We start from the raw sequence: 15,310 nt of genomic DNA, 5'->3' as shown, positions 1-15,310 counted from the left end.
AGAGTTAATTATTTGCTTTTATTATTAAAGTATTCCTTATCAGCTATGTATATAGTCTTTGAGGCTCTTGCATAGATATTGTTGCTATCAATATCTGTATATTCAACAGGAAGATCTATAACTGCTTTGTTTTTAGCTTCGATTGTTTTTTTGATGTCATTAATTTGCTCTATGGTTAATAAGAATTTTGCATATACATCATGATCGATTGGCTTCAAATATTCTATCTTTGCCGCTAAATCCCAAACTACAAATTTATCTCCTAGAATATAGATAAATTGTAAAGGATAAATAGGGTCTAAAGATGAGTAAATAGCACCACCAAAACCGGTACCATGATAATTTTTTGTATTTTCTGTCAGATTAAACTTAGTATGAACTTCTAGAAAATCACTTGATACAAAAATAATTTCACCACCTGTAGCTACAAAAGCTGGTAATTCATTAAATTTTTTAATTAATTGTTCAGATTGTTTGCCATATTTTTTATCAGTTTTAAAGATTGGGGCCATAATAAATATATTCTTTAAGTATTATTTTTTGTTAATAAATTCAAGAGCTTTATCGAGAGCTTTTTTAGCATTTCCCAAGGGGCTAATACCTATTATATTTATAAATCCATGAAACATCTCATCATCATAATATGTTTCAACAGAAACACCTTGTTCTTTAAGTTTTTTCTCATAAGCGTATATGCCATCAATTAATATATCATGAGTAGCAGCAATTATTAATGTATCAGGTTGGTGTAGATTTTTATAAAATAAAGGAGATATGGTAGGTTGCTTAAGTTGTTTTGGTTTAGAGAAAATTTCATCGCCAAGATATGCTTTAAGAAACAGTTCACACCAATCAGCATTTAAATGGTATTTAAATTCATCATATTTTTTATTACTTTCATATTTTGTATACATATCAACAGCAGGGTATACAAGTATTTGAGCTTTAGGCATTCGTTCTTGACGTTCTTGACAGACTATTGTTACAAGGTTGCCTCCAGCGCTATCTCCCATGACAAAAATATTATCAGCAGCTATATTAAAATCTTTAATATTTTCATATAACCAATCATATGCATATAAGGTATGTTCAAGTGCTGTTGGGTAAATATGTTCAGGTGCTAAGCCATATTCAAGAGAAAATATATTTATATTACCTTGGTCACATAGATACCTACAAACATGATCATAAGTGTCTATAGAGCCTAAGCACCAGCCACCACCATGCACAAAGAAAATAGCTTTATCACTAGATCTCTTTGGTTGATAATGTCTTAGAGTGGTATTATTTTCTAGTTGTATATTTTTTTCTAAAATATCCGGCTGTGGAATACGCCTGATTTGATCAATAGATAGTTTAGTGAAAATTTCACGTTGTTGTTGTAAATCTAGTTTTTTGATCTTTCTGATTTCTGGAGTATCCAAAATGGCTTCTAATCCAGGATGGTATGGCATGATATTTCCCTATTAAATTTTATGAACTCTGATAATATCAATATTTAATTTTTCTAACTTTAATGATAATTTTCTTGTTGCACTATCTAAAACATATATAGGAGCATTTTTAGGTAGATCTAAAACAGAAGCTTTACGAGAATGTCCTACAAGGACTTTTAAGCCTAATCTATCTCTTATTTTAGTGATATTTTCTAATAGATATTTAGCAGTATCTGATTTTTTACCAAAACCAAAACCAACATCAAAATAAATATTTTGATGTTTTATGCCTTCGGATATCAATATGGATTTTTTATCTTCAATATAGTTACAAATACTATCTATTGCATCATTTTTATCAAGGTATTCATCTCTATTAGTTATACCTAAATTATGAGTAATAACATATTTTTTATTATATTTAGCAATTAATCTAGCTTTTTGCTTTATATCATTACATTCAACATCATTAATCATCCATATCATATCATGATATTTTTCTAATATTTTTTTCATAACCTCTAATTTACGCGTATCAATACTTATTAAAGGTTTATATTTTAATTTTGGGTACTGTGATTTTAAATGCCTTAAAAAGCAATCTAATTTAATAAACTCTTCATCTATAGATATAGCTAGGGCATCTGGTTTAGTTGATTCAGCTCCTATATCGATAATCTCAGCGCCGCTATTGAGAAGTTCGAGTAGGTTTGATTGACGCTGAACATCATCGAAATTCCCATCAGAAAAAGATTGATCAGATAAATTTACTATTCCCATGCGCATTGTATTAGAAAGGCGTTGCTTTAGTTTGTCAACACCACCTAGCTCGTTTAATCTAGTATTTAAGTTAATTTCTGCATGCTTGGGGTGATACCAACTCCTGTCGAGTTCTAATACAGGTCCTAAAGCAAAATTTCTATAAACGAGTTCTTTATGGGGGATAGTTAAGTGTTTATTATCTAAAATAAAATCTCCGGCGGTAAGTATATCTAAGTCGATAACCCTAGGCGACCATATAGAAGCATTAAGATCTCGGCCAAGATCTTTTTCAATATCTTTTAGAGTTATTAAAAGTTCTTCTGGTTTTAAAGAAGCCTTTATCTTTACGGCAGAATTTATGAAATTAAGATCCCATTCCTTTGGGGAATTTTTTTTTAGTAATGCTTTACTAGAATATAGACTAGCTTTTTTTAGCACTTTGATATTAGGTGATTTTTCAATCATTGATATGGCTGTATGTATATTTTTTAATGTAAAACCTACATTTGTCCCAATCCCTATAATATATTGCATATTAGTTCCTAATAATAAAAGCCGCTGATTCTATTTGAGAAACAGGAGGTGCTTTTATAAGTTTTAAATAGCTTATATTTACATCGCTATATTTTTTTTGTAAAAATAAAAATATCTGTTTAGCAAGATATTCTATAAGATTACAGCTAATTTTATTACAAAATGTTTGGATATTATTCCTCAAAGTATAATAACAAATTGTTTCTTCTAGGTTATCTGTGTCACTAGCAGAGTAACTTTGATTAAACTCTAGCTCTAAATCAATTTTGATCATTTGTTTATGAAATCGTTCTTCTTCAGAACAGCCTAAATTAATATATATTTCAAGAGCATTTAAAAATAAAGATTGTTGCATAATATAAATAAAATTTAAATGTTATTTTTGATATTTAATATATCATATTAAGAGGTTGCTTAGATAACAAATTGAACATAAAAATGTGCTTACTTAAGAAATTTTTAAAAAATATCGAAAGTCATAATTCTACTAAAACTATTTATTTTGAAGATAGAGAGTATTCATATAAAGAAATTTTATCAAAAGCTTATGATCTCTCAAGAATATTAGAAATATATGGTTATAGAAAAATATTTTCAAACCTTAAAAATTCACCACTTTCAATTTGTTTATATATAGCTAGTTGGATAGCAGATATAGATCTTTTTGTACCAATTAATCCAAGACTAATAAATCATGAGTTGGAGAGTATTATAGAGCAAAACTCTATATTTATAACAGATAAAAAATATCTGTTTAAAGATAATAAAATAAAAATTATATTAGTTAAAGATGAGAAGAGTTTTTTAGAGGGACTACCTAAGACAAATAATTTTACTATACACCAAAAAGCTATAACTGCACATATAAGTTCAGGTACTACAGGTTATTATCAAAAGCATTATCATAATATTAATCAAATAATTAAGTATGCTCAAGCAAGTGTAAATAATTTAGGTCTAAAAAATGATGATCATTTGTTAGTAGCATTATCTATAAATCATGCATTTGCTTTTTCGTACCAGATTTTACCTGCTTTAGCTATGGGGTTAAATATTACATTGATACGGGAGTTTAATTCTAAAATTTTAGTTAAAATAATAAATCAAACTAATATTACTAGTTTAGCACTATTACCAACAATGTATTATTTTCTGCTTCAAGAGAATATTACCTCAAGGAATAGTCTTAGATACTTAAGCGTAGCTGGAGATATATTTTCTGAAAAATTAGAGGCTTTAGTATCGCAAAAATTAAATTTACCATTGTTGAATGGTATCGGGATGACAGAAGTTTTTGGTTATGGTCAAAATACAACAGTAAACAGTAATCGTAAAATTAAAATTTTTACAGATACTGATATAAAAATTGAAAAATTTGAGAAGAGCGATTATGGCAAAATTTTTATAAAAAATTATATGATCCCATTGAATAATATTGGAGAATGGTTAGAAACAGGTGATATAGGCAGTTTTGATAAGCAAACTTATGAATTAACTTTTTATGGTAGATATAAGGATATTATCATAAAAGGAGGATCTAATATTTCACCTATAGAGCTAGAAAATGTAATTTTAGCAATAAATGGTATTAAAAATTGTGTTATTGTTGGAAAAGAAGATAATATATGGGGAGAAACAATTTGGGCACTTTTAGTTGCTAATAATGATTACTCTCTTGATTTTATAAATCAGAATTTGATCGAATATATCTCAGAGTACAAAAAATTAGATGGGATTTTGTATATTGATGAAATTCCCTTAACAGCAACAGGCAAAACTGATAGAAAAAAACTAAAAGAATTAATTAATAATGAAGCATAATTTACCACAATTTGCTATCTTTGAGGATACTTTAACATCTAATGGAAGTTATTATTTTTATAATCCTATTAAGGAAATATTAGCATATGATAGCAAATCACTAAAGATAGCTCTTAAAGAAATAATAAATTTACAATCAAAAGGCTTATGTATAGCTGGCTATATTAGTTATGAAGCGAGTTATTATTTGAATGAAAAATTAGAACATTTGCGTTCACATAATGATGGTAAGTTACTTCATTTTATAGCTTTTGATTCTTTTAGTAAAAAAATTCCTTCCGTATCAGATACTAATGTTTCATTAGATTGTATGCTGGATACAAATAGTTATAAAGATTATCAAAATAAATTTAACAAAGTGCATCAAACTCTTATTAATGGAGAGAGTTACCAAATTAACTTAACTAAAAATATAGAAGCTAATTGTAAATTTGAAAGCAGCTTATTATATGCTAAATTAAAAAAACAGCAAGCTGTTAAGTATGCCGCTTATTTACCTTTTTTAAACCCAGACATAATATCAATTTCACCAGAACTTTTCTTTAAGAAGGAGGGTGAAAATTTAATTGTAAAGCCTATGAAGGGTACAGCAAGGCTTACAGATGATAATGTAAAAAACAAACAAATTTATAATAAACTGAAATCTTGTAGTAAAAATAAATCTGAAAATTTAATAATCGTTGATTTATTAAGAAATGATTTATCAGCAATAGCAAAAAATCATACTGTTAATGTCGATCAACTTTTTTCGATAGAAGAATATAATGGTATTTTACAAATGACTTCTAAGATATCTGCTAAAGTAGATAAAAATTTATTTTTTAGTCAAATATTAGATAATTTATTTCCATGTGGTTCAATTACTGGGGCGCCTAAAAAACGAACGATGGAACGAATAAAACAAATAGAGCAAAGCAATAGGGGTGTTTATACTGGAAGCATAGGGTATATCTTACCAAATAATGATATGTGTTTTAATGTTGCTATTCGGACAATACAGAAATATCAAAACTACTTACAGATCGGTGTAGGAGGGGGGGTAACAGTATACTCGGATGTTCAGTCTGAATGGGATGAGATGGATACAAAAATTAATTTTATTAAAAAAATATATAAACCAAATTTTTCATTAATAGAAAGTATTTATTATTGTAATGGATTTAGAAATCTAGATATGCACCTTGAGCGTCTTAAAAGCACAGCAAGCAGATTATTTTTTGAAATAGACATTTATAGTATAAGAGATAGATTGTTAAATTATTCTAATAGATTAAATTATAGTAAAGAGTATAAAATACGTCTTGTATATGATTATGATAAAACTTTAGTAATCGAAAGTAGTCAGATAAATACAAATGTGAAAGTGAGTATAAAATTAGGTATTTGTCCGGAAAGAGTGGATTCTACAAACAAGCTCTTTCAATACAAAACCACACATGTTTCGACACGTGGTTTTTATGCTAAAATGCATGATAAGTATGCTGCTGAAGTTAACAATTATGAACTTATATATCTAAATGAAAAAGATAATATAACAGAAACAAGATTTCATAATATAGTGGTTGAAAAAGATGATAAATTATATACCCCTGAACCAGTTGATGGAGCTTTAAATGGAATTGCAATAAAATCTTTAGTCCTAAAAGATAAATTAAAGTATAAAAAAATAACTTTAAATGATTTGAAATTAGCCGATAATATTTATTTAGTTAATAGTGTCAGAGGGTTAATCCCTGCAACTTTAGAGATTTAAAAATGATATTATATATTGATCATTATGATTCTTTTACAAATACAATTGTTGATTATCTGACTTATTTAGGTTCTGAAGTGAAAATTTTAAAATCAGATGAGTTATGGGATGATTTAGGGGGATATAGCCATATTGTAATTGGTCCAGGTCCAGGACATCCTGATGAATTAAAACATTTATATTCACTTATAAAATATTGTGAAGAAAATAATTTACCTTTGTTAGGTATTTGCTTAGGACATCAGTTAATAGCTCAATATTATGGATCTAAAATAGTAAAAGCTAAGCAAATTTACCATGGAAGAAATTCTATAATTAGACAGCTAAAAACATCGCAACTATATCAAAATCATTCTAAAGAGTTTGAAGTTACACGATATCATTCATTAATAGTTGATAATATTAGTAATCCATTAGTTTCTATAGCTAAAACAAAAGATAATGAAATAATGGCTTTTGAGCATAAAAAATTAAGAATTTATGGCGTACAATATCATCCAGAAGCATATTTAACAAAGTATGGCTTAGATACTTTAAAAAATTTTTTGTCTAGCTAATTTTAAGCTAGTATCCCAGCAAGACTTAATAAGATAAAAATAAGGTTATGTTGCAATTATTGATTAAATTATAAAAATAATATTATCACTTTCTATTAGATACAGTTAGGGCTGTAGACATCAAATAATTCATTTATAGTTAATCTGATAATATTGTGCTAAAGACGTGAGTAATAGCATCAGATAAATTATCAAAAGAATTATTTACTTTTCTTAAAATTCTTTTAAAATTGGCCCAAATTTTTTCTATAGGATTTAAATCAGGAGAATAAGCAGGAAGGTATAGTATCTGTATATCAAACTTCTCTGCTATTTTAGCCAATTTAGGAGACTTATGAAAACTAGCATTATCCATAACAACAGTAGTCTTTGGAATTAACTCAGGACATAAATGCTCTTCAAACCACTGATTAAAAATTTGAGTATCTGTATATCCAGTATACTCTAGCGGTGCTATAATCTTCTTTTCTAAATAGTTATAACCAGCAACTATACTTTTTCTCTGAGTTTGATAAGCAATAACTTCACCATAGCTAGGTTTACCAACAAGAGACCATCCTCTTAGTACAGACTGTTTATTATCCATACCCATTTCATCTAAATATACAAGTTTGTTAGGTTCAATAGTCTCAACAACCTCTATAAAACTTTGCCTATCTTGTTCTTTTCTTTGCTTATATTTAGGTGTCTTTTTTTAAAACTAAAACCAAGTCTGGTAAGACAATCATAAAATGTGCTTCTAGGTATTTCAGGAGCTAATGCTTCTCTAATATCTAAAGCCATTGCATCTGGATATGTTCTTAAGTAGCTTTCTATCGCTTCCTTATCTGTAAAGGTTGCTACTCTACCGCAACCCCAAGCCTTGCTTAGATTTATAATCACCAGTTGTCTCGTATAAGTTTATCCAAGATCTAGTAGTACGGATATCTATATTAAAAAAATTACTTAGCTCTTTGTCTGTTAGGCCTTCTTTATATTTAGTTATTACGATATCTCTGAAATCTTGGCTATATGATGACATTTTTTCTAAATATTATAACATTATTGTCAAATAACTATCGGATTAACTATATAAAGCTAGCTTCAGACTTGTTTCTAAATTTAGTCCAAATATTAAATTGTCCTTTCTTAAACATCCTCATCCATTCATAGCCTATGAAAGAAGCATTAGCAGTTTTCGTATTTCTAGTATGTGATAGATAAAAGTCTAAATTTAATCTAAATAACTGTCAATAATTGCAACAGAACCATATTTTTTTGTTACCAGCAGTTGTTATAGAATCAATAATTACATATGTAATTATTAGTAAGAAAACCCTGTAAGTACACCAAAAACAGATAAAGTCCGATTGAAGAAAATATTCCCAAGTATATCTGTTGTAGAATATATCATTGCAAAGGCTGTAAATATAAGAATGACTAATAATTTATTTTGAACTTCCGAGAAGCTTAGTTTAAATAATTTCAATAGTATTATTTATTTCCTCTCTAAAAAAGATTGAATATCATTAAGTACATCATCAGGGTAGAATCCATAGCATGGAGCACCACAAGGGTATATTTTAGTTGTTGCATTTGTAAATAGAGAGGATAGCTCAAGGCTAAATTTATAATCATGTTCTGGGTCTCTACTACCTATAATATTTAGCAATTCAACATTATTGAATTTTGATATTTGAGATGTATAATTAATATCATACATCTTGTTTTTATAAAAATAATAAAATAGGTCGTAGTTAAATCTAGGTACGCACTTAGCAAAATCATCTGGAGTATATGACTTCCCTACTCCACAAACACAATTCTCAATATATCTCTTTCCAATATCTGGTTGAAGATTGTCTGAAAACATTTCTTTAATTACTTCTAATGTTTTAATAGGATAATTATTAGTGTAATTATTGATAATACTATCTTTACATACTCTATGCTCTGAATTACAAATAATAAGCTTATGAATCTTTGGCTTTAATGTTTCATAATATTTACTCATAAATTCTAATATAACCCATCCTCCGAGAGAGACTCCAGCTAAATATATTTTTATATCCTTTTCATCTATATTATTTATGTATTCAAAATAATCATCAGCTATATCTTCTAAAGAAAAACTATCATAATCACTACTAAGACCATGATTTCTATAGTCTAAATAATGTATATTATGATTACTGTTAAACTTATCCCAGAATTTTCTATAAATTTCATGAGAAACAAGACCTGGACCACCATGAAAAAATATAATATGCTTATCTGAGTAAATTTCTGATTTTAAATATTTGCTATATATCATTTTTTATCTCCATAAAATATTTTGAAACTAGTTTAATAATCGAATTTTTATCAAATGAAATTATAAAATCAAAATTTTCAAATGCTTGCTTTAACTCTATTGTTTTCATAAGGCTGTGGTCATTAATTTAATCAATAATTGCAACAGAATCTTAAAAAGATTACTAAAAATAGGTAATAACTTTGTATTTTTTACTCATAAATAGCCTACTATTTTTTAGAATGGGACAGGGTATTTTCTTCTGACCTTTTCAATATCAGCTAAAACTTCTTGAGATAGATCTATATTAATTGCGGCGATATTGTTTTTAAGTTGATCCATAGATGTCGCACCAATTATACTAGAGCTCATATATGATTTTCTAATTGTAAAGGCTATTGCTAACTGGCAAACATCTATATTATGTTTTTTTGCTATATCAATATACTCTGCTACAGCACTATCAACTGTTGAATTATGTCTTGTAGCGAATCTAGCTTTTTGCTCTTCAGACCCCATTACTTCATCAGATAGTCTACTACCAGCTGGAACATTGCCATTTAAATATTTACCACTTAATATTCCCATCTGTAGTGGTGACCATGGTAAATATGAAACTTCTTCTAATGCACAAGTTTCCATAACATCAGTTTCATCTCTGCGACGTAGTAAATTATATTCATTTTGAATACTAGCAATTCTTGGTAAATTATATTTTTCAGCAAGTTTGATAAATTGACTAACACCCCAAGTAGAATCATCAGAAAGTCCTATATGGTGAATTTTTCCAGCTTTTATCAGTTGATCACATGTTTGTAGAGTTTCTAAAATATTATCAGATATTTGTTGTTTAGCGGCGCCTCCACAAGATGGTTCAAAATCCCACCAGTTAGCAAAGTGATAATTAGATCTATTAACAGGCCAGTGAAATTGATAAAGATCAATATAGTCAGTTTTTAATCTTTTTAGACTATTATCTACAGCTGTAATAATATTTGCTTTATTAATTGTAGGGTTTTCTTCACCACGAGCCCAAGGAATTGGTGAAAATTTTGTTGCTAGAATAATTTCTTCTCTTTTTTGTCTAGATTCAAACCAATTTCCTATAATTTCCTCTGTTTTTCCATAAGTGTCAGGAGTTGGAGGTACTGAATATACCTCAGCAGTATCCCAAAAATTAACTCCTTGAGATAGTGCATAATCCATCTGTTCAAAACCTTCAGCTTGAGTATTCTGACTTCCCCAAGTCATAGTTCCTAGACATATGCGACTAATATCTATATTGGTTTTACCAAGTTTAGTATACTTCATGATTTAAAATAATTTTTAGAATTTAGATATGAATTATAACTAAAAATTACTTTTTTTGAAATAAATAAGATATAGTGAAAAGTATTTATTGATTAGTTTGAGATTGAATACGTAGATATTCAGATTTTGTTTGATACGTTTTTTCACCATGCTTCATTAATTTAAAGAAAGCCTGTAAATCTGGATTATCTACAGCCTTGGCTATAGCACTATGCGCATCCTCTAGAGAGTTCCATTCAATAATATCGGTCCATTGGTTTGGATTGTCAGTACTTTGTGTTAAAGTTCTTTTCACAAAACCTTTGTAATACTTTAGATCTTTTGTTACTGTGTTTGAAGCATGGATTAACTCTTTATTTGATGTTGATTTGTTTATATTGAAAGATACTATTTCTAATATACGTGGATGCTTGTTTCCATCAGCTCCAGAGGTATCTAATAAAATAAACAATAATCCTACTGTAATACAAAAAATGAAACTCACTTTTATAATAATCTCTTTTAATTTCATAATAATGTTTAAAATTTATTAAGTAATATTTAATTATTTTATATTTGTTAGCTTGTTTTTCCAACTTATTTTATATAATGCTAGATGATTAAAATATTACAGTTAAAATTATAAAGGAGTTATACTTGATTGTGTATACAATTTAATAATCTTTAAGAGGCCCATATATGCAAAATTTTGAATATTATAATCCAGTAAGAATATTCTTTGGGAAGGGTGAAATAGAAGAATTATCTAATGCTATTAGTATAGATAAAAAAATATTAATGATCTATGGTGGAGGAAGTATTAAGAAAAATGGAGTATATCAACAAGTAAAGGATGCTTTAGTAAAACATAAAGTATTCGAATTTTCAGGTATTGAACCTAATCCTGAGTATGAAACTTGTATGGAGGCAGTAGCTTTTATACAAAAAAACGATATAGATTTTATTTTATCAGTTGGTGGTGGTTCAGTAATTGATGCCACTAAATTTATCGCGGCAGCTGCTAAGTTCAGTGGCAATCCATGGGATATTTTAGCACAAGGGGCAGAGATTAAGGAAGCTTTGGAGTTTGGTACAGTTTTGACTATTCCTGCAACAGGATCTGAAATGAATGCAGGGGCTGTTATCTCAAGAAAGGATTTAAATAAAAAACGCTCCTTTATGAATGAAAAAGTTTTTCCAAAATTTTCTATATTAGATCCAGAGGTGACCTACACGTTGCCATCACGTCAGGTGGCAAATGGAGTAATAGATGCATTTGTACACGTTATGGAGCAATATCTAACCTATCCCCAAAACTCGCCATTACAGGATAGATTTGCTGAGAGTATTTTACAAACGCTCATTGAAGAGGGTGAAAAAGTTATAAAAACTCCCAATGATTATAATATAAGAGCAAACATTATGTGGTGCGCTACTATGGCATTAAACTCGTTGATTTCACGTGGTGTAGCTATGGATTGGTCAACCCATATGATAGGGCATGAATTAACTACTTTTTATGGATTAGACCATGCACAAACTCTTGCTATAATTCTTCCTAGCATTATGGAATATAAAAGAGATAAAAAGGGAGATAAAATATCCCAATATGCAGAAAGAGTTTGGGGAATAGATAGTTCTTTAAGTAAAAATGACAAAATAGATATGGCAATAACAAAGACTATAGATTTTTTTGAAAAAATAGGTAACCCAACTAAGTTAAAAGCTTATAATTTTGGCTCTGAATATTTTGATCAAGTAATTAATAGTTTAGAAACTAGTGGAATGATAGCTCTTGGAGAATCACAAGATATTACTTTACAAGATAGTCGCAAAATATTAGAGATGAGCCTATAAATAAAGTCTCGCAATACCTAGATATTCATGAATAATTCTTTGAGTAATATAAAAATTATATGCGCTAGGTAATACCTTAATACTAGGCACAAATTTTGATGATGCTATACTTATGGTACTTATATTAAATTTATCAAAGATAATTTTTGCTCTTCTATAATGAATACCACCTGTAACTAAGCAATACTTGTGTTGATCGTTACTGAGTATTTGTTTAGTGAATTTGGCATTTTGATAAGTATTTAAAGATTGCTTTTCTAATATAATATCTATTTTTGGTATACCTAATTTATATAATTGCTCAGCATAAACTTCAGCTTCTGAGACTTTTTTATTAGTTGAGCTACCACCGCTAATTATAATCTTTTGTGGGTATTTATTATAAATCTGTGCGGTTTTCACCACACGGTCATAAGCTCCTAAACTTGGCTCTATACTCCCAAAAGCATCATTAAGCCCTGCTCCAAGTAGTATAATACCATTTGTGTTTTTGCAAGCATTTATATTTACCCTCTCCGATAATAGTGGTTTTGCTAACAAATAACCTAAAATACCACTGCCTATAAGATAATAAATTACAGTTATTATTATTAAAAATAATTTTAGATAGCTATCTGTAGCTATGCATCCTATAATTAAAGCAAGCAGAAATAAACATCCAATATCCAATAAGCTACTCATTTTTAAAACCATCTTTATTTTGTAAAGACTCCACCAGTGATATGGGTGTTAGTCTCAGAATTTTTAGTATTACATCCTCGAAATGATACGCAAGTATGTTTAGCTGTGATTTTTACTGATACATCCTCAGTTTTTAAAATAAACTTTAAACTTTCAAATATTTGGGCAGTCATTCTTTCTTGAATTTGAGGACGTCTAGAGAAAAAATCACAAATACTATTTAGTCGACAAAGACCTATAATATTATTGTTTTTAGGAATTATTGAGATTTCAGCAGTGCCTTCAAATGGTACAAAATGATGTTCACAAAAAGACATTATAGCTATATTTTTCTGGGTTAGAGTTCCATTATACTTAAATTCATTTTCATATAGAGCACAAGCTGGAAAATTATTATAATCTAAGCCATTAAAAATTTCCTGTGAAAACATTCTAGCTATCCTAAAGGGTGTTTTTTCAAACTCGTGAGTTTTTAAACCAAGAGTATCTAGTATATCACGATACGCATTAGATATTTTTTCTATTTTTACGTCATTATCATACTTAAACTCTCTAGGTTGTTCTAAACCTAATTTTATAAGGTGTTGTTGAACCTTTTTACCTAATTTTGAACAATATTTACTTGTCATGACAATATGATTGCGACTATATATTGAAATATTATATTATTTAATAAATCATCTTTATAGAGTAAATATTAGTTATTAGTGGTAATATACTTAAGTTAAAAAAATATAGGTTAGAAAAAATTCATGCAATTCTCAGATTTAGGTTTAAATACTTCAATATGTAATGCTCTAGAAAAAAAAGGTTATACAAAACCAACTCCAATTCAATTAAAAGCAATTCCGCTAGTCATAAAAGGTTGTGACCTTATGGCTTCAGCACAAACTGGTACGGGTAAAACAGCAGGTTTTACATTACCTATTATCCAAAAGTTACTAGACCAACCTAAGGCGCAAGCAAATAATATTAAAGTATTAGTATTAACGCCCACAAGAGAATTGGCAGCACAAATTCAAGATCAAGTTAGATTATATGCTGAGAATACACATATTCGCTCAACAGTTGTTTTTGGTGGAGTAAGTATAAACCCACAAATGATGAAATTAAGAAAAGGTGTTGAAATATTAATAGCAACCCCTGGTAGGTTGTTGGATTTATATAGTCAAAATGCTATTAAGTTTAATATTTTAAACACATTAGTACTTGATGAAGCTGATAGAATGTTAGATATGGGTTTCATACATGACTTAAAAAGAATACATAAGTTATTACCTAAAAATATTCAGACACTTATGTTTTCAGCTACATTTTCTTCAGAAATAAAAACATTAGCCAGTGAATTTCTTAATAATCCACAATCTGTATCAGTAGATGTTGTAAATACTACGGTAAAGAAGATTACACAAAAAGTCTATACATTAGATAAGTCTAAAAAAATTAGCGTTTTAATTGCTTTAATAAAAGAACAAGATCTTCATCAAGTATTAGTGTTTTCTCGTACTAAACATGGTGCAAACAAAATTTCTGAGAAATTAAATAATGCTGGAATTACTAGTAGTGCAATTCATGGTAATAAAAGCCAAGGAGCTCGCACAAAAGCTTTAGCTGACTTTAAATCTAAAGAAATAAATGTATTAGTAGCTACAGATATTGCAGCTCGTGGGATTGATATCCAACAGTTGCCATGTGTAATAAATTTAGATTTACCAAATGTAGCAGAAGATTATGTACATAGAATAGGTAGAACTGGTAGAGCTGGTCAAGATGGTTTAGCTGTATCTCTTGTGAGTGCAGATGAAGTGGAATCATTGTCAAATATTGAACACCTTATTGGACATCTTTTGCCTCGTGAAGAGCTGGAAGGTTTTGAAGCAACTCATATTGTGCCTGTAACTAGTATGTCAAGAAAAACAAAAGTAAAAAAAATTAGTGAAGTCAAAATAATTGCAGCAAAAAGAGCTAATAAAAATAAAAATAAATCATCTGATCATAATAAAGATTTTGCTAAAAGTATTAAGCAAAAAATTCATGCTAATAAAAGCGTGAGAAAACCTAAAGTTTAAAAAACTAATACTTTTTTCTAAATCAAATATCTTTATCTAATAATTGCAGCGCTATCATAGCAAAAAACTTCTGTACCACACTTTGCTTAAGATATCATTTTTTGTGTAGCATGCAATCTAGCCTTCTTACAAACATTTATGTAGTAGCTATTTTTATCACCTATAATATTTTTTAAACATCAAGAATGCCTTGTGTAATGGTAGGAGTACGTACAATTACCCCAGTCACTAGACCTTTATGTTCTAGAATTTCTTTTTTACCAAAAGTATGGGTTTAG

The 15,310-nt window shown here is 28.6% G+C and carries 14 protein-coding genes and 2 pseudogenes; 5 read left to right on the top strand and 11 right to left on the bottom strand.

Going from position 1 to position 15,310, the window contains the following annotated elements; all coding sequences use genetic code 11:
* Positions 1-8: 8 nt before the first annotated feature.
* The 4 genes from ACR0PV_RS05425 to ACR0PV_RS05410 are packed head-to-tail and all read right to left on the bottom strand — an operon-like array spanning position 9 to position 3,087.
* Positions 9-512, bottom strand: coding sequence for a PaaI family thioesterase (locus ACR0PV_RS05425; RefSeq protein WP_488172140.1), 504 nt, complete (start codon positions 510-512; stop codon positions 9-11).
* 21 nt (positions 513-533) lie between these two features.
* On the bottom strand, positions 534-1,454 hold the full coding sequence (gene bioJ, locus ACR0PV_RS05420; protein WP_488172139.1) for a pimeloyl-ACP methyl ester esterase BioJ: 921 nt from the start codon (positions 1,452-1,454) through the stop codon (positions 534-536).
* 12 nt (positions 1,455-1,466) lie between these two features.
* Positions 1,467-2,732, bottom strand: a complete 1,266-nt coding sequence (folP, locus tag ACR0PV_RS05415) for a dihydropteroate synthase (protein ID WP_488172138.1) — start codon at positions 2,730-2,732, stop codon at positions 1,467-1,469.
* A gap of 1 nt (position 2,733) precedes the next feature.
* Positions 2,734-3,087: a dihydroneopterin aldolase gene (locus ACR0PV_RS05410; protein WP_488172137.1), complete on the bottom strand. Its 354-nt coding sequence runs from the start codon at positions 3,085-3,087 to the stop codon at positions 2,734-2,736.
* Positions 3,088-3,170: 83 nt separating this feature from the next.
* Here ACR0PV_RS05410 and ACR0PV_RS05405 point away from each other — a divergent pair, with 83 nt between their 5' ends.
* From ACR0PV_RS05405 to ACR0PV_RS05395, 3 genes are read left to right on the top strand one after another with little or no spacing between them, the layout of a single operon-like run.
* Entirely contained in the window at positions 3,171-4,553 is a 1,383-nt protein-coding gene (locus ACR0PV_RS05405) for a class I adenylate-forming enzyme family protein (protein ID WP_488172136.1), read from the top strand.
* A complete protein-coding gene (locus tag ACR0PV_RS05400) occupies positions 4,540-6,306 on the top strand; it encodes a chorismate-binding protein (RefSeq protein WP_488173963.1) in 1,767 nt (588 codons plus the stop codon). Before ACR0PV_RS05405 ends, ACR0PV_RS05400 begins: the two co-directional genes overlap by 14 nt.
* 2 nt (positions 6,307-6,308) lie before the next feature.
* The gene (locus tag ACR0PV_RS05395; protein WP_488172135.1) at positions 6,309-6,863 is read left to right on the top strand and encodes an anthranilate synthase component II; all 555 of its coding nucleotides are present in this window, start codon (positions 6,309-6,311) and stop codon (positions 6,861-6,863) included.
* A gap of 139 nt (positions 6,864-7,002) precedes the next feature.
* Here the strand turns inward: ACR0PV_RS05395 and ACR0PV_RS05390 are convergent.
* The 4 genes and pseudogenes from ACR0PV_RS05390 to ACR0PV_RS05375 all read right to left on the bottom strand — a co-directional run bounded on the left by ACR0PV_RS05390 (position 7,003) and on the right by ACR0PV_RS05375 (position 10,957).
* A pseudogene (locus tag ACR0PV_RS05390) lies at positions 7,003-7,884 on the bottom strand (IS630 family transposase).
* Between the two features lie 456 nt (positions 7,885-8,340).
* On the bottom strand, positions 8,341-9,156 hold the full coding sequence (locus ACR0PV_RS05385; RefSeq protein WP_488172134.1) for an alpha/beta hydrolase: 816 nt from the start codon (positions 9,154-9,156) through the stop codon (positions 8,341-8,343).
* 216 nt (positions 9,157-9,372) lie between these two features.
* Positions 9,373-10,446: an aldo/keto reductase gene (locus ACR0PV_RS05380; RefSeq protein ID WP_488172133.1), complete on the bottom strand. Its 1,074-nt coding sequence runs from the start codon at positions 10,444-10,446 to the stop codon at positions 9,373-9,375.
* Positions 10,447-10,531: 85 nt separating this feature from the next.
* A complete protein-coding gene (locus tag ACR0PV_RS05375) occupies positions 10,532-10,957 on the bottom strand; it encodes an EbhA protein (RefSeq protein ID WP_488172132.1) in 426 nt (141 codons plus the stop codon).
* Positions 10,958-11,124: 167 nt separating this feature from the next.
* Here ACR0PV_RS05375 and ACR0PV_RS05370 point away from each other — a divergent pair, with 167 nt between their 5' ends.
* Positions 11,125-12,282, top strand: coding sequence for an iron-containing alcohol dehydrogenase (locus ACR0PV_RS05370; protein WP_488173921.1), 1,158 nt, complete (start codon positions 11,125-11,127; stop codon positions 12,280-12,282).
* Here the strand turns inward: ACR0PV_RS05370 and ACR0PV_RS05365 are convergent.
* Both ACR0PV_RS05365 and folE read right to left on the bottom strand, forming a co-directional pair.
* Positions 12,277-12,963 carry a YdcF family protein gene (locus ACR0PV_RS05365; protein WP_488173920.1) on the bottom strand — a complete coding sequence of 229 codons (687 nt, stop codon included), beginning with the start codon at positions 12,961-12,963 and terminating at the stop codon, positions 12,277-12,279. The two genes, ACR0PV_RS05370 and ACR0PV_RS05365, sit on opposite strands and share 6 nt — an antisense overlap.
* Before the next feature lie 14 nt (positions 12,964-12,977).
* Positions 12,978-13,598, bottom strand: a complete 621-nt coding sequence (gene folE / locus ACR0PV_RS05360; RefSeq protein WP_488173962.1) for a GTP cyclohydrolase I FolE — start codon at positions 13,596-13,598, stop codon at positions 12,978-12,980.
* Positions 13,599-13,715: 117 nt separating this feature from the next.
* Here folE and ACR0PV_RS05355 point away from each other — a divergent pair, with 117 nt between their 5' ends.
* Positions 13,716-15,032 carry a DEAD/DEAH box helicase gene (locus ACR0PV_RS05355; protein WP_488173919.1) on the top strand — a complete coding sequence of 439 codons (1,317 nt, stop codon included), beginning with the start codon at positions 13,716-13,718 and terminating at the stop codon, positions 15,030-15,032.
* A 92-nt stretch (positions 15,033-15,124) separates the two neighbouring features.
* Here the strand turns inward: ACR0PV_RS05355 and ACR0PV_RS05350 are convergent.
* A pseudogene (locus tag ACR0PV_RS05350) lies at positions 15,125-15,282 on the bottom strand (heavy metal-binding domain-containing protein); the annotation flags it as partial.
* Between the last annotated feature and the right edge of the window lie 28 nt (positions 15,283-15,310).

The sequence above is a fragment of the Francisella sp. AG1 genome, from assembly GCF_057683165.1.
This window is presented reverse-complemented; position numbering and strand designations above follow the sequence as displayed.